General features: G+C 65.6%; 20 protein-coding genes and 1 pseudogene. 13 read left to right on the forward strand and 8 right to left on the reverse strand.

Annotated elements, in window-relative coordinates; genetic code table 11:
* Positions 1–4 precede the first annotated feature (4 nt).
* Positions 5–1414, reverse strand: coding sequence for a PLP-dependent aminotransferase family protein (locus QX126_RS03180; protein ID WP_315779252.1), 1410 nt, complete (start codon positions 1412–1414; stop codon positions 5–7).
* Between the two features lie 86 nt (positions 1415–1500).
* Between QX126_RS03180 and QX126_RS03185 the strand changes: the two genes are divergently transcribed.
* Together QX126_RS03185 and QX126_RS03190 are read left to right on the forward strand one after the other, a co-directional pair.
* Positions 1501–1644 carry a hypothetical protein gene (locus tag QX126_RS03185; protein WP_315737087.1) on the forward strand — a complete coding sequence of 48 codons (144 nt, stop codon included), beginning with the start codon at positions 1501–1503 and terminating at the stop codon, positions 1642–1644.
* A gap of 25 nt (positions 1645–1669) precedes the next feature.
* The gene (locus tag QX126_RS03190) at positions 1670–2506 is read left to right on the forward strand and encodes a PhzF family phenazine biosynthesis protein (protein ID WP_315779253.1); all 837 of its coding nucleotides are present in this window, start codon (positions 1670–1672) and stop codon (positions 2504–2506) included.
* Between the two features lie 228 nt (positions 2507–2734).
* Here QX126_RS03190 and QX126_RS03195 read toward each other — a convergent pair whose 3' ends face one another.
* Positions 2735–3355, reverse strand: coding sequence for a LysE family translocator (locus tag QX126_RS03195; RefSeq protein ID WP_315736389.1), 621 nt, complete (start codon positions 3353–3355; stop codon positions 2735–2737).
* Between the two features lie 131 nt (positions 3356–3486).
* Here QX126_RS03195 and QX126_RS03200 point away from each other — a divergent pair, with 131 nt between their 5' ends.
* The 3 genes from QX126_RS03200 to QX126_RS03210 are packed head-to-tail and all read left to right on the forward strand — an operon-like array spanning position 3487 to position 4771.
* Positions 3487–3801, forward strand: coding sequence for a helix-turn-helix domain-containing protein (locus QX126_RS03200; protein WP_315717502.1), 315 nt, complete (start codon positions 3487–3489; stop codon positions 3799–3801).
* Complete coding sequence (locus tag QX126_RS03205; RefSeq protein ID WP_315736388.1) at positions 3794–4255, forward strand: SRPBCC family protein; 462 nt, start codon at positions 3794–3796, stop codon at positions 4253–4255. Before QX126_RS03200 ends, QX126_RS03205 begins: the two co-directional genes overlap by 8 nt.
* A gap of 3 nt (positions 4256–4258) precedes the next feature.
* Positions 4259–4771 (forward strand): SRPBCC family protein, encoded by a 513-nt coding sequence (locus QX126_RS03210; RefSeq protein ID WP_315779255.1) that lies wholly within the window; start codon positions 4259–4261, stop codon positions 4769–4771.
* A gap of 13 nt (positions 4772–4784) precedes the next feature.
* Here QX126_RS03210 and QX126_RS03215 read toward each other — a convergent pair.
* The 4 genes and pseudogenes from QX126_RS03215 to QX126_RS03230 all read right to left on the reverse strand — a co-directional run bounded on the left by QX126_RS03215 (position 4785) and on the right by QX126_RS03230 (position 8591).
* Positions 4785–5208, reverse strand: a pseudogene (locus QX126_RS03215) (hypothetical protein).
* A gap of 86 nt (positions 5209–5294) precedes the next feature.
* Positions 5295–6071, reverse strand: a complete 777-nt coding sequence (locus tag QX126_RS03220) for a DUF2189 domain-containing protein (RefSeq protein WP_315736385.1) — start codon at positions 6069–6071, stop codon at positions 5295–5297.
* A 285-nt stretch (positions 6072–6356) separates the two neighbouring features.
* Positions 6357–7964, reverse strand: coding sequence for an acyl-CoA synthetase (locus tag QX126_RS03225; protein ID WP_315736384.1), 1608 nt, complete (start codon positions 7962–7964; stop codon positions 6357–6359).
* Positions 7965–8135: 171 nt separating this feature from the next.
* Positions 8136–8591 (reverse strand): GatB/YqeY domain-containing protein, encoded by a 456-nt coding sequence (locus QX126_RS03230; protein ID WP_315736383.1) that lies wholly within the window; start codon positions 8589–8591, stop codon positions 8136–8138.
* A 181-nt stretch (positions 8592–8772) separates the two neighbouring features.
* Here QX126_RS03230 and carA point away from each other — a divergent pair, with 181 nt between their 5' ends.
* The 3 genes from carA (at position 8773) to QX126_RS03245 (ending at position 11218) form a co-directional block, all read left to right on the forward strand.
* Positions 8773–9969, forward strand: coding sequence for a glutamine-hydrolyzing carbamoyl-phosphate synthase small subunit (carA, locus tag QX126_RS03235; RefSeq protein WP_315779257.1), 1197 nt, complete (start codon positions 8773–8775; stop codon positions 9967–9969).
* A 147-nt stretch (positions 9970–10116) separates the two neighbouring features.
* Positions 10117–10608 (forward strand): PaaI family thioesterase, encoded by a 492-nt coding sequence (locus QX126_RS03240; protein ID WP_315779259.1) that lies wholly within the window; start codon positions 10117–10119, stop codon positions 10606–10608.
* A gap of 67 nt (positions 10609–10675) precedes the next feature.
* A complete protein-coding gene (locus tag QX126_RS03245; RefSeq protein WP_315779261.1) occupies positions 10676–11218 on the forward strand; it encodes a cupin domain-containing protein in 543 nt (180 codons plus the stop codon).
* On the opposite strand, the gene QX126_RS03250 is transcribed toward QX126_RS03245, so the two are convergent.
* Complete coding sequence (locus tag QX126_RS03250) at positions 11219–11545, reverse strand: metalloregulator ArsR/SmtB family transcription factor (protein WP_315737046.1); 327 nt, start codon at positions 11543–11545, stop codon at positions 11219–11221.
* Positions 11546–11634: 89 nt separating this feature from the next.
* Between QX126_RS03250 and QX126_RS03255 the strand changes: the two genes are divergently transcribed.
* The 4 genes from QX126_RS03255 (at position 11635) to QX126_RS03270 (ending at position 14323) form a co-directional block, all read left to right on the forward strand.
* The gene (locus QX126_RS03255; RefSeq protein ID WP_315736379.1) at positions 11635–12057 is read left to right on the forward strand and encodes a YeeE/YedE family protein; all 423 of its coding nucleotides are present in this window, start codon (positions 11635–11637) and stop codon (positions 12055–12057) included.
* A 6-nt stretch (positions 12058–12063) separates the two neighbouring features.
* Entirely contained in the window at positions 12064–12516 is a 453-nt protein-coding gene (locus tag QX126_RS03260) for a DUF6691 family protein (RefSeq protein WP_315779263.1), read from the forward strand.
* An 11-nt stretch (positions 12517–12527) separates the two neighbouring features.
* Complete coding sequence (locus tag QX126_RS03265; RefSeq protein ID WP_315736377.1) at positions 12528–13421, forward strand: MBL fold metallo-hydrolase; 894 nt, start codon at positions 12528–12530, stop codon at positions 13419–13421.
* Between the two features lie 107 nt (positions 13422–13528).
* Positions 13529–14323 carry a sulfite exporter TauE/SafE family protein gene (locus tag QX126_RS03270; protein ID WP_315736376.1) on the forward strand — a complete coding sequence of 265 codons (795 nt, stop codon included), beginning with the start codon at positions 13529–13531 and terminating at the stop codon, positions 14321–14323.
* A 94-nt stretch (positions 14324–14417) separates the two neighbouring features.
* On the opposite strand, the gene QX126_RS03275 is transcribed toward QX126_RS03270, so the two are convergent.
* Positions 14418–14945, reverse strand: a complete 528-nt coding sequence (locus tag QX126_RS03275) for a DNA starvation/stationary phase protection protein (protein WP_315717516.1) — start codon at positions 14943–14945, stop codon at positions 14418–14420.
* Positions 14946–15053: 108 nt separating this feature from the next.
* Between QX126_RS03275 and QX126_RS03280 the strand changes: the two genes are divergently transcribed.
* Positions 15054–15758, forward strand: a complete 705-nt coding sequence (locus tag QX126_RS03280) for a class I SAM-dependent methyltransferase (RefSeq protein ID WP_315772343.1) — start codon at positions 15054–15056, stop codon at positions 15756–15758.
* The last annotated feature ends 44 nt before the right edge of the window (positions 15759–15802 follow it).

Below are 15802 nucleotides of genomic sequence, written 5' to 3' on the forward strand. Positions count from 1 at the left end.
CTCGCTACTCCGTCATGTCAGAGGCGTCGTGATGCGCGAGCAGGCCGGCAAGCCGCCACAGCGCTGTCCGCAGATCGTCATGGCTCGGCAGGCCGAGCGCGAGCCGCACCGCGTTCGGTGAATGGCCGTGTGCCACCGCAAACGCGCTCGCCGGCGTGATCGCGATGCCGGCGCGCGCGGCCGCGGCGGTCAAGGCTTCGGCGCGCCAGCCCTCCGGCAGATGTAGCCAGACATGGTAGGAGCGCGGATCAGCCTCGATGTGATGACCGGCGAGGCACTCGGCGACGATCGCCTGCCGCACCAGCGCATCGGCACGCTTGCGCCTGGTGATCTCGGCCGCCGTGCCGTCGGCGAGCAGCCCCATGCCGGCGGCCAGCGCCAGCGACGTCACCGACCACGCCCCGGTGCGCACCGTGGCAGCGAATTTTTCGCGCATGGTCGAGGGGACGTACAGGAAGCCGACGGCGATGCCCGGCGCCAGCCGCTTGGCAAGGCTGTCGACCACGACGACGCGCTCCTCGGCCTGCGTCGCCAGCGAGACCTGATCGCTGAGGAAGCCGTAGACCAGATCCTCGATGATCATCAGCTCGTGCTTGCGCACCAGACGCACGATCTCCTCGCGCCTCGCCTCGCTCATCGTCAGGCCGAGCGGATTCTGCATCACCGGCTGGATGTAGATCGCGTTGAGCGCACTGCTGCGATGCGCCTTGGTCAACGCGTCCGGGCGGACGCCCTCGCCGTCCATCGCGAGCGGCACCAGGGTCACGCCGAGCCGCGCCGCGATGCCCTTGATCATCGGATAGGTCACGGCCTCGACGCCGAGCCGGCCACCGACCGGCACCAGCGCCGAGATCGCCGCAGCCAGCGACTGCCGTCCGCTGCCGGCGAAGACAAAGTTCTCCGCGCGCGGGCGCCAGCGCTCGCTCGCGAAGAAGGCCGCGGCGGTGCGCCCGGCCTCGGCCAGCCGGCGCTGCGTGATCGGCGCCAGCACCGGCGCGAGCTTCTCCGGCCGCTGCCAGGCCGCCATCGATTTCGCGATCATGGCCGCCTGGTCGGGCAGTGTCGGAAAATTGAACTCGAGATCGATGCGGCCGTCGAACGGCTCCAGCCGCAGCGAGGACGGCACCGGCACCGCCTCTCCTGCGACGAAAGTGCCGCGCCCGACCTCGCCCACGACCAGGCCCCTGCGCAACAATTCGGCATAGACACGGGCTGCCGTGGAGGCGGCAATTCCTCGCTCGTAGGCGAACTGGCGCTGCGGCGGCAGCCGGTCGCCGGCCTTCAGCCTGCCGTTGGCGATGTCCTCGGCGAGGTCGTCCACCAGGACCGTATACGAAGCATTCATGCTATATTGCACCGAGAGCAATGTTTCGATTGCACCGAGATATGTACTGCGCGATTGCTCTTCGAACAACGCAATTGAAGAGCAATAGGTGACTCATGGCATATTCCCTGGCGCAGCGTTGGGCAACTCCGCAAGTTGCCCATGGAAAGAGCAATTTGCTCGGGGTGCCGCAACTCTGGCTGCAGCGCCTGTTCTGGCGGTCCGAACTGGCGATGCTCGATCGCGAACAGATGCGTGATTGCGGCCTTGATCCGGCGATCGTCCAGGAAGAGGCCAACAAGCCGTTCTGGCGCGACTGACAACGAGACCTGGGAGGACACAGCCATGCCGATGCTTCCGTTCCATCAAGTCGACGTGTTCTCCAAGGTCGCCTTCAAGGGCAACCCGCTTGCCGTGATCGCCGAGGCCGACGGCCTCGACGATGCGGCGATGCGGGCGATCGCCAACTGGACCAATCTGTCCGAGACGACCTTCCTGTCACGCGCTCAGAATCCGGGCGCCGATTATCGCGTGCGCATCTTCACCCCGCAGCGCGAGCTGCCTTTTGCGGGCCATCCGACGCTCGGCTCGTGCCACGTATGGCTCGCGCTCGGCGGCCGGCCGAAGGGCGAGCATGTGGTGCAGGAATGCGGCGCGGGTCTCGTGCGCATCAAGCGTGACGGAGACCGGCTCGCCTTCGCAGCCCCGCCGCTCAGGCGCTCCGGCGCCGTCGATGCCGAGCTGACGAGCAGGATCACTGCAGCGCTCGGCATCCAATCGAGCACGGTGCGCGCCGTGCAGTGGGTCGACAACGGCCCGGGCTGGATCGGCGTGCTGATCGACTCGCGCCGCGCGCTGCTCGACATCCGCTTCAATCCGGCGGCGCTGCCGCAACAGCCGATCGGCGTGGTTGCGCCATGGGATCGGGCGCAGGATGGCCCGGAGGCCGACTACGAGGTCCGCGGCTTCATGTGGGGCGGCGGCGAGGACCCGGTGACGGGCAGCCTCAATGCAAGTCTGGCGCAATGGCTGATCGGAGCCGGAATTGCTCCGAAGCAATATGTCGCCTCCCAGGGCACGGTTCTCGGCCGCGCCGGCCGCGTCCATGTCGCGCAGGACGGCGAGACGATCTGGATCGGCGGTGACGTCGCGCCGGTGGTGAAGGGAACGATCAGCCTGTAACGCGACCGCCGCAGAACCTCGAGTCGGTCGCAGACCGGTCCGGTGTCAGTGCGGCCTCATTGCTCTCCCGGCGATGCGAAGCATCGTCCGGAGACGCGCCACGCGCGGCGCTCCTCACCAGGAGGTTTTAGACTGCGCGGCGAATTTGCCTTCGTCCTGAGGAGCTCGCCGAGGGCCGGCGTCTCGAAGGATGATGGAAGGAAGGCTGGGGCTGCGGAGGCGAGCTCGTCAGCGCGCCCGCGTCAGCGCCAGCCACACGCCGCCGCCGATCATGAAGCCGCCGGAGATGCGCGACACCAGCCGCGTCCGCCTGGCCGAGAACAGTTTTCGCGCACGGCCCGCGAGCAGCGCATAGATCGCGTCGGTGAGACCCGCAATCAACATGAAGGTGACGCCGAGCAAACCGACCTGCGGCACGTGATCCCGGCTCATGTCCATGAACTGCGGCAGGAACGCGCCGAAGAACACCATCACCTTCGGGTTCGAGAGCAGCACCAGCAGCCCCTGCAGGAAAAAGCCGCCGCGCGGCGGCGGTGGCGGCGCCTCGCCCGCAGAGATCCCCTCGATCGGCGAGCGGATGAGCTGAATGCCGAGCCACACCAGATAGGCCGCACCGATCAGCCGCACCCATTCGAACCAATAGCCCATCGTGGCCATCAGCGACGTCAGGCCGACGGCGACGATGCCGATCGCGATCGCCAGCCCGGTCTGCACGCCGGCGATATTGATGAGCGCGGCGCGGGTCCCGTGGCGCAGACCGTTGGCGATCAGCAGCGTCACGACGGGACCCGGCAGCAGCGCAAGCCCGATACAGGCGGCGACGAAGGCGAGATAGACTTGCAGGGACATGAGGCGCCTCGATGCGAATGAGGCGCTCACTAATGCACGAGATGTCTGCTGAGGGAAGCCTGCTTGTCCTCGCGCGATCCACACCGCAGCGCTCTTGACACGCAACCATTTGGTTGCCTATTCTTTCTCACATGGATGATGTCTTCAAGGCGCTTGCGGACGGCTCACGACGCGCCCTGCTCGACAGGCTCCACGCGCGGAACGGGCAAACCCTGACCGAACTCTGCGACGGCCTCGCGATGACGCGACAGGCCGTGACCAAGCACCTTGCCATTCTGGAAGCGGCCAATCTGGTCGCGACGATCCGGCATGGCCGCGAGAAGCTGCACTATCTCAATCCGGTGCCGATCCATCACATCGGGGAGCGCTGGATCAAGAAATTCGAGCGCGGCAAGCTCGCCGCGCTCAGCGAGTTGAAGCGGCAATTGGAGGAGCGCGATGAGTAAGCCCGAATTCGTCTACGTCACGTATATCGCGACGACGCCCGAGAAATTGTGGGAAGCGCTGACATCAAACGAATTCGCGAAGCGCTACTGGTTCGGCACCGAACTGCATTCCGATTGGCGCGTCGGCTCGCCGTTCACGCTGGTGACCGACGGGATGACGACGGATGTCGGCCAGATTCTGGAGTTCGATCCGCCACGCCGGCTCTCCTACACTTTCCAGCACGTCCTGAAAGACGAGTTTCGCAACGAGCAGCCGACCAAGGTCGTGTTCGCGATCGAACAGCACGGCAACTCCGTCAAGCTGACCCTGACGCATGAAGGCTTCGAAGGAGCGGGGAGATTGCTCGATGCGGTTTCCAACGGCTGGCCCGCGATCCTGTCCGGCCTAAAAAGTCTGCTGGAGACCGGAACGGCGCTGGCGATCCCGATGTCAGCGCTCGGCAAAGGAGTCTGAGCGATGGATCTTGCAAAGTTCAGGCCCGCCACCGTCTACACGATCTACATCGCCGCCAGCCCTAAGAAGGTGTGGCAGGCGCTGACCTCGGCCGAGTTCAGCCGGCAATATTTCTTCGGCTTCGCGGTTGAAGCCGAGCTGAGGGCGGGTGGCGCCTTCATCGTGCGCGCGCCGGACGGCTCCGAACACATCAGCGGCCAGGTGATCGTCTGCGAGCCGCCGCACCGGCTGATCGTCACGTGGGACGTCAACTGGCCCGGCCTCGTCGAGGCACTGGGCCGCACGCTCGTGACCTATGAGATCGAACCGGCCGGCGACGCCGTCCGTCTCACGATGACTGAAGCGCACGAGCGGCCGCTCTCCGACGACATCCTGTCCGGCGGACGCCAGGGCTGGCCGGCCATCCTGTCGAGCCTCAAGAGCGTGCTCGAGACGGGCAAGCCGCTCGCGGTGAAGATGACGCCGCCGACGCGCATGCTGGCGGCCCTGAAGGCGATGGGGATTGCAGTGCCTTAAACGACAAGGCCTGCTACGACACCGCGGCGATCTGTGGGATGCTGGCGAGGACGGCGCCGACCTGGACCGCATTGCCCAGCATGCCCCCCCCAATGCAGCCACCGCAGCCGGCGCACGGCCGTCGTATCGCCGGAATCCCTGTCGCGGATGCGCGCGTCCATCTGCTGCAGAAACCAGCGGCGCGAGACCAGCGCGAACGCCGCGATCAAGCCAATGCCCAGCCCCAGAACGGGACGGCCGTCGGCCAGCACGGCGAGTGTGCCGATGCCGCCGGCGATCGAAAGCGCCACGAAGTAGGAGTCGAACATGCCGCGCAGGAGCCGGGTGACCGGCACGATGTCGAGCCGCACCAGCAGGAACGCCGGCGCGGCCAGCAGCAGATAGAACATCGGCAGCAATAGGACGATCGCGGCAAACAAGGCGACGTTATCCGGCATCATCCTTCTCCGACATTGGGACCGGCCGACCATTGGCGAGCCGCGGTTCGAACCAAACCCGTGCGATCGTCGCGGCAGTCCTGGCCTTACGCCGGAGCTACGATCCGGCGGTACAGATGCCAGCTCGCATGGCCCAGCACCGGCACAGTGACCAGCAGCCCCAGGAAGTACGGCAATGCCGAGATGATCAGCAGCACGGTGATGACGGCGGCCCAGCCGATCATCGGGCCGGGACTGGTCACGACCGCGCGCACGCTGGTGATCATCGCCGTCACGAAATCGACGTCGCGCTCCAGCAGCAGCGGAAACGATACGACCGTGAGCGAGAACAGCACCAGCGACAGGGCGGCGCCGTCGAGATTGCCGATCGCCAGGAAGAGCAGACCCTCGTTGGTCGTCAGCACCACCGTCATGAACTCCTTGATGCTGGAGAACGAGGCATTGAGCCCGAGCAGCAGCGCGATCAGGAGGCGCACCTGGTACATCCAGATAATGAAGAAAAATAGCGTCACGAACGCCATCCAGGCAATCTCGCCGCGTGACGTGATCGTGCGCCAGATCGCGCCATAGGTGATCGGCTGGCCGAGCTCGCGGCGGCGACTGACCTCGTAGAGACCGATCGCGACGAACGGGCCGATCAGCGCAAAGCCCGCGGCCAGCGGATAGGCCAGGTAGACCATGCCGAACGCGGTGACGCACAGCACGATGCTGATGCCGCCGAGCACGTAGATCAGCCCGAAAGCAAGGCCGAACATGGGCTGAGCCTGAAAATCACGGAGGCCTTGCGTCAAGGCTTCGGCGATATCGGCCGTCGTGATGCGGCGCACCACGGGATCGGATCGTCCCGAGACGGATGCGGTCATCGGCGTACCCTCCTGACTGTTCTTGTTGGCGATGATGCTAACAGCGGTAGGGCGAGGATTTCAATTTCAACTTGTAGGCAGCGGACAGGGTCTAAGCCGTGGCGTCCCGTGAGGCGAGATGCGAAGCCGCGCGGCGCCGCAGGTCCCCTCTCCCCCGTCCTTACGGGGCGAGAGCTGGGGTCAGGCGCGGCCACATCCGACGCATGTTGTTGGACCCGTGCTCGTCACCAAGCGGGGGGAGCCTCGCAAGCCGCGCCATCGGGCTCGCACGGCAGCAAGCTCGCCCTACCCCCGCGCCCGCAACTCGCGCCTCAGCACCTTGCCGGTCGCCGTCATCGGCAGGGTGTCGGTGAATTCAACGTGGCGCGGGTATTCGTGCGCAGCGAGCTTCACTTTGACGAAGTCCTGGATCTCTCGCGACAGAGTGTCATTTGCAATGAAGCCGGGCCGCAGCACGATCCACGCCTTGATGGCCTCGGTGCGCACCGGGTCGGGAATGCCGACGACGGCCGCCAACGCGACTGCCGGGTGCTTGAGCAGCGTGTCCTCGATCTCGGCCGGGCCGATGCGATAGCCGGCCGACGTGATGACGTCGTCCTCGCGGCTCGCATACCAGAAATAGCCGTCGTCATCCTGGGTGCCGAGATCGCCGGTCAGCAGCACGTCACGAGCGAACTTCTTCTGCGTCGCCTCCGGATTGCGCCAGTATTCGATCATGGTACAGGGATTGGGCTGGCGCACGCCGATGATGCCCCTCTCTCCGCGCGGCAGCTCCTCGCCCTTGTCGTTAACGATCAGAACCTCGAAGCCCGGCGTCGCCTTGCCCATCGAGCCCGGCCGGATCGGAAACAGCCTCGCATTGTTGCCGACGACGAGATTGCATTCGGTCTGGCCGTAGATCTCGTGCGCATCGATGCCGAAGGTCGCGCGCACCCAGTCGAGCAGCTCGGCGCCGAGCGACTCGCCGCCGGTGAGGATGCTGCGCAGCTTGACGCCCTCGTGCTTGACATTGGCCTGGCGCATCAACTTCAGCGCGGTCGGGGGCAGGAACACGTTGCGGACGCCGTAGTCCGCCATCAGTTGCATTGCGGCCTGCGGCTCGAATTTCCTGGCGCGATAACCGATCACCGGGATCGCGTGATACCATGCGGGAAACAGCGCGTCGAACAGGCCGCCGATCCACGCCCAATCCGCCGGCGTCCACATGACGTCGCCGGGCTTCGGCAGGAAGCCGTGCACCATCTCGACATTGGGCAGGTGGCCGAGCAGTACGCGATGGGCGTGCAGCGCGCCCTTGGGATTTCCGGTCGTACCCGACGTGTAGATGATGATGGCAGGGTCGTCGCTCGACGTGGCGACGGTCGGGAATTGATCCGAGGCGCGCTCCAGCGTCGGCCAGAAGGCTCGGGCGCCGAGGCCGTCGCCGTCAGTGACATAGATCGTCTTGAGCTCCGGCAGGTGGTCGCGAATGCGCGCAAGCTTCGCAAGGCCCGTGGCGTCGGTGACGACGACCTTGGCGCCGGAATTCTGCAGCCGGAATTGCAGCGCGTCCTCGCCGAACAGCGTGAACAGCGGCACGGAGACGAGACCGGCGCGGAACGCCGCCAGATGGACGATCGGCAGCTCCAGCGACTGCGACAGGAACACCGCGACGCGGTCGCCCTGCGCGAGACCATCGGCCTTCAATACGTTGGCGAAGCGACAGGAGTAATCGCGCAGCTCATCGAATGAGACGCGCCGGGCGGCGCCGTCCTCCTCGACGACGACCAGCGCGAGGCGGGCGGAGCCGTCGGCGTGGCGATCGCAGGTCGCGACCGCGATGTTGAACTGCGCCGGAATGTCCCAGCGGAAGTCGCGAGTGAGCTGGTCGTAGTCGGACGTTTCCTTGAGCATTGTTCTCTCCGTCATGGCCGGGCGAAGACCCGCCTGCGGGGCCGAAGCCCCTCCGGCGCGGCGACGGCCCGGCCATCCACGTCTTTACTCTTGATGATAGTCTTAAAGACGTGGATGCCCGGGACAAGCCCGGGCATGACGATTTGGGGATGGCTCGGCGCTTCGCGCGGCCTAGCCCGACAGCGCCGCCTTCACCAGTGCGCTCGCCTTGGCAAAATCCATCTGTCCCGTGTACTTCGCCTTCAGCACGCCGATCACCTTGCCCATGTCCTTCATGCCGGCGGCGCCGGTCTCAGCGACGGCGGAGGAGATGGCCGACTTCACCTCATCGTCGCTCATCTGCTTCGGCAGATAGGCCGAGATGACCGCGATCTCCTCGCGCTCGCCCGCGGCGAGCTCGGCGCGGCCGCCCTTTTCATACAGCTCGACCGACTCCTGACGCTGCTTGATCATCTTCTGCAGCACCGCGAGCACGTCGGCGTCGGTCAAGGGCGGCTTGCCTTCGCCGCGCGCCGCGATGTCGGCATTCTTCAAGGTCGAGTTCACCATGCGAAGGGTGGACAGCTTGCGCTCGTCCTTGGCCTTCATCGCCTCCTTGACCGCATTGTTGATGTCGTCACGCAGCATGATCTCGCCCTCTCAAAATCCATTGGCGCTGGTCTAGGCGGTTCGCCCACCCGAAACAACACGGTTCCGCATCCGTTCCGGTCGGATGCCTCGAAACTCCAGTCAAATTGACCGATATCGCGTGTGAATCGGCCGCTTCCCGCTTTGACGCCGCGCGCCAGGGGCACTATGTAGAGGCCTCATGACACACATCGATACTGACGCCGCCTGGCCGGACCATAAACCGACCGCGCTCCTCGTGCTCGCCGACGGCACGGTGCTGGAAGGCTACGGCCTCGGCGCCGAAGGCCACGCCGCGGGCGAGGTCTGCTTCAACACCGCAATGACCGGCTACGAGGAGATCCTCACCGATCCGTCCTATGCCGGCCAGCTCATCACCTTCACCTTCCCGCATATCGGCAATGTCGGCACCAACGACGAGGATATCGAGACGGTGAACATGGCGGCGACGCCGGGCGCGCGCGGGGTGATCCTGCGCACCGCGATCACCGACCCCTCAAATTATCGCGCGACGCGCCATCTCGACCAGTGGCTGCGCGCGCGCGGGATCATCGGGCTGTCCGGCATCGACACAAGGGCGCTGACCGCGCTGATCCGCTCCAAGGGCATGCCGAACGCCGTGATCGCGCATGCCAGGGACGGCAATTTCGACCTCGACGCCCTGAAGAAGGAAGCGCGGGAGTGGCCGGGGCTGGAGGGCATGGACCTGGTGCCGATGGTGACCTCCGCCCAGCGCTTCACCTGGGACGAGACCCCCTGGGTGTGGAACGTGGGCTTCGGCCAACAGACCAATCCGGAATTCAACGTCGTCGCGATCGACTACGGCATCAAGCGCAACATCCTGCGCCTGCTCGCCGGCGTCGGCTGCAAGGTGACCGTGGTGCCGGCCACGACGTCCGCCGAGGACATCCTCGCGATGAAGCCGGACGGCGTGTTCCTGTCGAACGGACCGGGTGATCCCGCGGCGACCGGCAAATATGCCGTGCCGGTCATTCAGCAAGTGATTTCGTCGGGCACGCCGACCTTCGGCATCTGCCTCGGCCATCAGATGCTCGGGCTTGCGGTCGGCGCCAAGACCAAGAAGATGCATCAGGGCCATCACGGCGCCAATCATCCGGTCAAGGACGAGACCACCGGCAAGGTCGAGATCACCTCGATGAACCATGGCTTCGCGGTCGACCAGGATACGTTGCCGTCGGGCGCGACGCAGACCCACATCTCGCTGTTCGACGGCTCGAATTGCGGCATCCAGCTCGAGGGCAAGCCGGTGTTCTCCGTGCAGTACCACCCGGAAGCGTCGCCCGGCCCGCGCGACTCGCACTATCTGTTTCAGCGCTTCGCCGAGCTGATGCGCGAGAAGAAGCGCAGAGCGGCCTGAGGTCGGCAGCTGGACACGATTCGAAATGCCCGGGCTGGTCCCGGGCATTTTTCTGTCCGCAATCTTGTGATCGCCGGCATCTGTTTTGCCCTCGATCTTTTCGCACCACATTCATATGATGATCAACATACATTGGAGATCGACGATATGAGCGAGACGGATTCGCGCGCTGAATTCGGCGTGGTGCCCCTGGCGGCGCTGGCCTCGATGCCCGGGCTCGATTTCGTGCGCGGCATCTTTGCCGGGACTTTGCCGCAGCCGCCGATCATGCAGACGGTCGCGCCGTTCGACTGCAGCGCCGAGCCCGGCCAGGTCGTCATGCACAGCGTGCCGGCCTTGCGGCATTATAATCCGATCGGTTCGGTGCATGGCGGCTACGCCGCGATCCTGCTGGATTCCGCGATGGGGCTCGCCGTCCACACGATGTGCCCGCAGGGCAGCGGTTACACCACGCTGGAATTCAAGGTCTCCTTCATCAAGGCAATGACCGAGGCCACCGGCATCGTGAGAACGGAGGGCAGGACGCTATCGTTCGGACGCCGCGCCGCGACGGCCGAGGCACGCATCGTCGATTCGCAAGGACGCCTGCTGGCGCATGCCACCACGACTTGCCTGGTGTTCGAACTGCCCAAGGCGTGAGCCTGGAACGGCGGCCGCGCAGGCCGGTTGATAGGGCGAGGCCCCATCCGCTTGTTCCGAGGTCGCCATGCCTGCCGCCCCCTCGCCCCGCGTCAAGTCGATCGAACCGCTCAGCATCGTGTTCGCGGATGACGGCCTGGTGCCCAATAATCCGATGCCGTTCCTGGTCTACAAGGCCGTCATCGATCTGGACGGCGCCGATCCGGCGGCCGACATCGAGCGCGTGTTCGCCGCCAGTGGCTGGGGCAGCATGTGGCGCAACGGCGTCTACGACTATCTGCACTATCATGCGACCGTGCACGAGGCGCTGGGTGTCGCCGGCGGAACGGCGCGGGTCCGCTTCGGCGGCGATCAGGGCCAGGAGCTGGAGCTCAGGCCCGGTGACGTCACCATCCTGCCGGCCGGCACCGGGCATCAATGCATCGCTGCCAGCAGCGATTTCTGCATCGTCGGCGCCTATCCGCCCGGACCGAAGATGCAGGTCACGCGGCCGACGCCGGAAAACCGCGCGCGCGCATTGAAGACGATTCCGGAGGTGCCGCTGCCCGCGACCGATCCCGTGCTCGGCGCGGGTGGCCCACTCACGCGCCTGTGGCAGCAGGCGCGCTGATCAGGCGCAATACAGCCGATACAGCGTCTGCAGGATCTCGCGGACCTCCCGGCTCGCCAGCCGATAGTAGATGGTCTGGCCATCGCGCCGGGTGGCGACGAGATCGAGCGCGCGCATCTTGGCGAGATGCTGCGACAGCGCCGCCTGTCGCAACCCGACCTGCTCGGCGAGATCGCCGACTGCGCGCTCGCCGTCGATGAGGTTGCAGAGCACCATGAGGCGCTTCGAATTCGCCATGGCAGCGAGCAGGCCGGCCGCCTCCTCCGCCTTGTCGTCGAGCGCCGCCACCATGGTCTCGCGGGCTTTGCGCCTGGCCTGTGTTGTCATCATTGTTACTTCTTCAATTTCGTATATATGCAATAATGCACATGATAGCCGATTGCAACATGCGCCCAACGAGGGAATCAAGGGACGATATGATCACGGAGTATACGGCGGTTACGGCGCTCGCAGGCGGCGCCCTCATCGGCGCTGCAGCCGTCATGCTGATGGGCCTGACCGGCCGCATCGCCGGCGTCAGCGGCATTGCCGCGCGGCTGTTGCCGCCCTGGGACGGCGCGCTCGCTGGCCGGCTCGCCTTCATAGGAGGGCTGGTCGCGGCCGCCCTTGCAGTCCGCATCGTCAGCGGGAGCCTGCCGCCGCTGAAGCTGGAGGTCGGTCCGATCGATATGGTTGCAGCCGGGCTGCTGGTCGGCTTCGGGGCGGTCTGGGGCAACGGCTGCACCTCGGGTCATGGCGTCTGCGGCATCGCCAGCCTGTCGCCGCGCTCGATCGTCGCCACGCTGATATTCATGGCCACCGCGGTCGCGACCACCTTCCTCGTTCGCCACGTGCTGTGAGGCACCATGATCATTTTCGTCCAGTTCACCGTCGGCCTCATCTTCGGACTTGGGTTGCTGCTCTCGGGCATGTCCAATCCGGAGAAGGTGCTCAACTTCCTCGATTTCGCGGCGATCCGCTCCGGCGGCTGGGATCCGAGCCTGATCCTCGTGATGGCTGGAGCGGTCGGGGTCACCTTCGCCGGCTTTCGACTGGTTTTGCGGCGCCGGCGTCCCGTCCTCGGTGACCAATTCCACCTGCCATCCTCGCAGACGCTGGATTGGCGGATCGCAACCGGCCCTGCCGTCTTTGGCATCGGCTGGGGCCTCGCCGGCATCTGCCCGGGCCCGGCCTTCGTGGCGCTCGGCTACGGCTCGCCTGCCATCGTCCTGTTCGTCACGGCCATGATGATCGGAATGGCCGCAGCCCGCATGCTCGCGAGCCGCCGGCCCTCGCTCGCCGCGGTCGCTTCAGAATGAGGGAGGCTTGAATGTCCGGCATTCCACATCCGGTCGACCTGTCGGTGAAACCCGAGGTCACACCGTTCTTCGATCCCGCCACCAACACCGTCAGCTACGTGGTCAAGGACCCAGGCTCGCGGGCCTGCGCCGTGATCGATTCGGTCATGGATATCGACTATGCCTCGGGTCGCATCGCGCCCCATTCCGCCGACAAGATCATTCGCCTGATCGAGGATCGCGGCTGGCAACTGGACTGGCTGATCGAGACCCATGTCCATGCCGACCATCTGTCGGCGGCGCCCTACATCCAGTCAAGGCTGGGCGGCAGGATCGGCATCGGCGCCAATATCAGGATGGTGCAGGAGACGTTCGGCAAGATCTTCAACGAAGGCACCGAGTTTCAGCGCGACGGCAGCCAGTTCGACCGCCTGTTCCATGATGGCGATACCTACCGGATCGGCGCAATGACCGCCTTCGCCATGCATACGCCGGGGCACACGCCGGCCTGCATGACTCATGTAATCGGAGACGCCGCCTTCGTCGGCGATACGCTATTCATGCCGGACGGCGGCTCGGCACGCGCCGACTTTCCTGGCGGCGACGCCCGCACCCTGTATCGCTCGATCCGCCGGGTGCTGGAGCTGCCTGACGCGACGCGGCTGTTCATGTGCCACGACTACGGTCCGAACGGCCGCGACATCCGCTGGGAAACGACGGTGGTCGAGCAGCGCGCGCACAACATCCACGTCCGCGACGGCATCACCGAGGATCAGTTCGTCGCCGCCCGCGAGGCGCGCGACCGCACCTTGGACATGCCCAAGCTGATCATCCCGTCGTTGCAGGTGAACATGAAGGCGGGACGGCTGCCGACGCCCGATCAGGACGGCCGGCGCTTCCTGAAAGTGCCGCTCAACACGCTCTAAGACCCCCCTCCGCCCCGCCGAGCACGCGGCAGACGTCGCGGCTCGGCTTTCCCATTTGGCCGCGTCCACGCACCCCGGCGCGGCATGCCACGCCGGAGCATCACAGGATGACGTTGTCCGCTGCCGAGCTTGCGCTCGGCTCGCTGTCCGGCTCTTTCGTCGGATTCACGCTCGGCCTGATCGGCGGGGGCGGATCGGTGCTGGCCGTGCCGCTCATGGTGTATCTGGTGGGCGTCGGCAATCCCCACGTGGCGATCGGCACGAGCGCGGTCGCCGTGGCAATCAACGCGGCGGCCAATCTCGCCAATCATGCCCGCTCCGGCAACGTCAAATGGCGTTGCGCGCTGGTGTTTGCTGCAACGGGCGTGGTCGGCGCCTTCGCTGGCTCGACGCTCGGCAAGATGGTTGACGGCCAGAAGCTGCTGCTGCTGTTCGCCCTGGTCATGATCGTGATCGGCCTCTTGATGCTGCGCAAGCGCGGCACGGACAGCCAGCTGGACGTCAAGCTTTCACGCGACAATCTGTTGCCGCTAGTGGCATTCGGCTTCGGCACGGGAATGCTGTCCGGCTTCTTCGGCATCGGCGGCGGCTTCCTGATCGTTCCGGCTCTGATGTTTGCGACAGGCATGCCGATCCTCTACGCGATCGGCTCCTCGCTCGTGTCCGTCACGGCGTTCGGACTGACGACCGCAGCAAACTACGCGCTGTCGGGACTGGTCGACTGGGCGCTGGCGGCGACCTTTCTCGTCGCCGGCATCGCCGGTGGCCTGGTCGGTGCGAAGCTGGCCGCTCGCCTGTCCAGTACGCGCGGCACCCTGAACAAGGTGTTTGCCACCGTGGTGTTCGTGGTGGCGGCTTACATGATCTATCGGAGTTGGTCGGCACTCGGCCACTCCGGATAGTGCGGCGTGGATATGAGCCGGAGCCGGCATCGAGGCCGGACGGGCGCCCCACGTCCTCGCAGCGCGCCCGGAGCTCAACTCAACGCGGGCCCGCTTATGCCGCGTTGCTGCCTTCCTGGCGGCTCGCTTCGAACAAGAACCAGGTGCGGCGTTCGGTCTCGTCGATGAAGGTCTCCAGCAATCCCGCGGTGGCCGGATCGTCATTGTCGTCGCACAGCCCGTGCGCCTTCCGCATCGCAGCCGCGACGTGCTTGTTGTCCTCCATCAACTCCCGCAGCATCTCGCGCGGCGGCACATACTCCTCGTTGTTGTCCTTGATGGTCTGCAGCTTGCTGATCTGGCTGATCGATTTCAGCGTCGTGCCGCCGAGCTTCCGCACCCGCTCGGCCAGTTGGTCCGTGGTGGCAAAGATCGCGTCCGACTGCTCGTCCAGCATCTCATGGTAGTCATGGAAATGCCGGCCGCTGACGTGCCAGTGGAAGTTCTTGGTCTTCAGATAGAGCGCAAAGGCGTCGGCAAGCAGCGTGTTCAAAGCTGTCGAGATCTTGTTTACGGCGTCCGGCGACAGATCGGTCGGGGTATCGAGCTCGGGGGCGGTCTTGTCGGTCTTTGCTTTACTCACGGCCTAACCTTCCTGTTAGAAGCAGCGATGGACACGGGTGATCGGACCCGTTAACGCTCGCTGACCCCTCCAGTTCCGATCAAGGAACTGTGTTTGCCGGAACACGCCATGGACGACTGGATCGACTATTACGATTCCACGCACACGATCTATGCGAGCAAGCTGCATCGCGACCTGCACTTCCAGGGGATTGCGCGCGACATCGTCAGGTATATTCCCTCGCCCGACGCGGTCGTTCTCGACTATTCCTGCGGAGAGGCCTTATCGGCCGCCAAGGTCGCCGACGCATGCATGACGCTGATCCTGGCCGAGCCGGCGCCGGGCGTGCGCGGCCGGCTGATCGCGCGTTTCGCGCCCAACACCAAGATCCGCGTGCGCTCGCTGGACGAGCTGCGCAACATGCAGGAAGGCTCGATCGACCTCGTCGTCATGAACTCCGTGGCGCAGTACATGAGCGAGGCGGAATTCGACGCGGCCCTGGCCGTGATCAGGCGGCTGCTGAAGCCGTCGGGAAAGTTCATCCTCGGCGACGTCCTGCGTCCGGACGTTGGCATGGGCCGTGACGTGCTCGCGCTGCTGATGTTCGCCGCACGGGACGGCTTCCTCAAGGATGCCCTGGTCGGGCTGGTCGCCACGGCGCTGTCGGATTACCGGCAACTGCGCACCAAGGTCGGCCTGCAGCACTACAGCGAGGCCGAGATCCTGGCGAGACTGAAGAAGGCCGACCTCAGCGCCGTCCGGGCGCCCAAGAATATCGGCCACAATCCCTGGCGGATGACCTTCGTGGCTCGGCCGATGACGGGAACCGGGTGACCGCGTGGGCCGACCAGCCCGCCGCAACTGCCAACATCAAGCAA

It is taken from the genome of Bradyrhizobium sp. SZCCHNPS1003 (assembly GCF_032381555.1).
GTDB lineage: Bacteria > Pseudomonadota > Alphaproteobacteria > Rhizobiales > Xanthobacteraceae > Bradyrhizobium.

Coding starts and splice junctions, on each gene's coding strand:
- QX126_RS03190 (WP_315779253.1), top strand. CDS start 1,670: ATGCCGATGCTTCCGTTCCATCAAGTCGACGTGTTCTCCAAGGTCGCC.
- QX126_RS03195 (WP_315736389.1), bottom strand. CDS start 3,355: ATGTCCCTGCAAGTCTATCTCGCCTTCGTCGCCGCCTGTATCGGGCTT.
- QX126_RS03200 (WP_315717502.1), top strand. CDS start 3,487: ATGGATGATGTCTTCAAGGCGCTTGCGGACGGCTCACGACGCGCCCTG.
- QX126_RS03205 (WP_315736388.1), top strand. CDS start 3,794: ATGAGTAAGCCCGAATTCGTCTACGTCACGTATATCGCGACGACGCCC.
- QX126_RS03210 (WP_315779255.1), top strand. CDS start 4,259: ATGGATCTTGCAAAGTTCAGGCCCGCCACCGTCTACACGATCTACATC.
- QX126_RS03220 (WP_315736385.1), bottom strand. CDS start 6,071: ATGACCGCATCCGTCTCGGGACGATCCGATCCCGTGGTGCGCCGCATC.
- QX126_RS03225 (WP_315736384.1), bottom strand. CDS start 7,964: ATGCTCAAGGAAACGTCCGACTACGACCAGCTCACTCGCGACTTCCGC.
- QX126_RS03230 (WP_315736383.1), bottom strand. CDS start 8,591: ATGCTGCGTGACGACATCAACAATGCGGTCAAGGAGGCGATGAAGGCC.
- carA (WP_315779257.1), top strand. CDS start 8,773: ATGACACACATCGATACTGACGCCGCCTGGCCGGACCATAAACCGACC.
- QX126_RS03240 (WP_315779259.1), top strand. CDS start 10,117: ATGAGCGAGACGGATTCGCGCGCTGAATTCGGCGTGGTGCCCCTGGCG.
- QX126_RS03245 (WP_315779261.1), top strand. CDS start 10,676: ATGCCTGCCGCCCCCTCGCCCCGCGTCAAGTCGATCGAACCGCTCAGC.
- QX126_RS03250 (WP_315737046.1), bottom strand. CDS start 11,545: ATGACAACACAGGCCAGGCGCAAAGCCCGCGAGACCATGGTGGCGGCG.
- QX126_RS03255 (WP_315736379.1), top strand. CDS start 11,635: ATGATCACGGAGTATACGGCGGTTACGGCGCTCGCAGGCGGCGCCCTC.
- QX126_RS03260 (WP_315779263.1), top strand. CDS start 12,064: ATGATCATTTTCGTCCAGTTCACCGTCGGCCTCATCTTCGGACTTGGG.
- QX126_RS03265 (WP_315736377.1), top strand. CDS start 12,528: ATGTCCGGCATTCCACATCCGGTCGACCTGTCGGTGAAACCCGAGGTC.
- QX126_RS03270 (WP_315736376.1), top strand. CDS start 13,529: ATGACGTTGTCCGCTGCCGAGCTTGCGCTCGGCTCGCTGTCCGGCTCT.
- QX126_RS03280 (WP_315772343.1), top strand. CDS start 15,054: ATGGACGACTGGATCGACTATTACGATTCCACGCACACGATCTATGCG.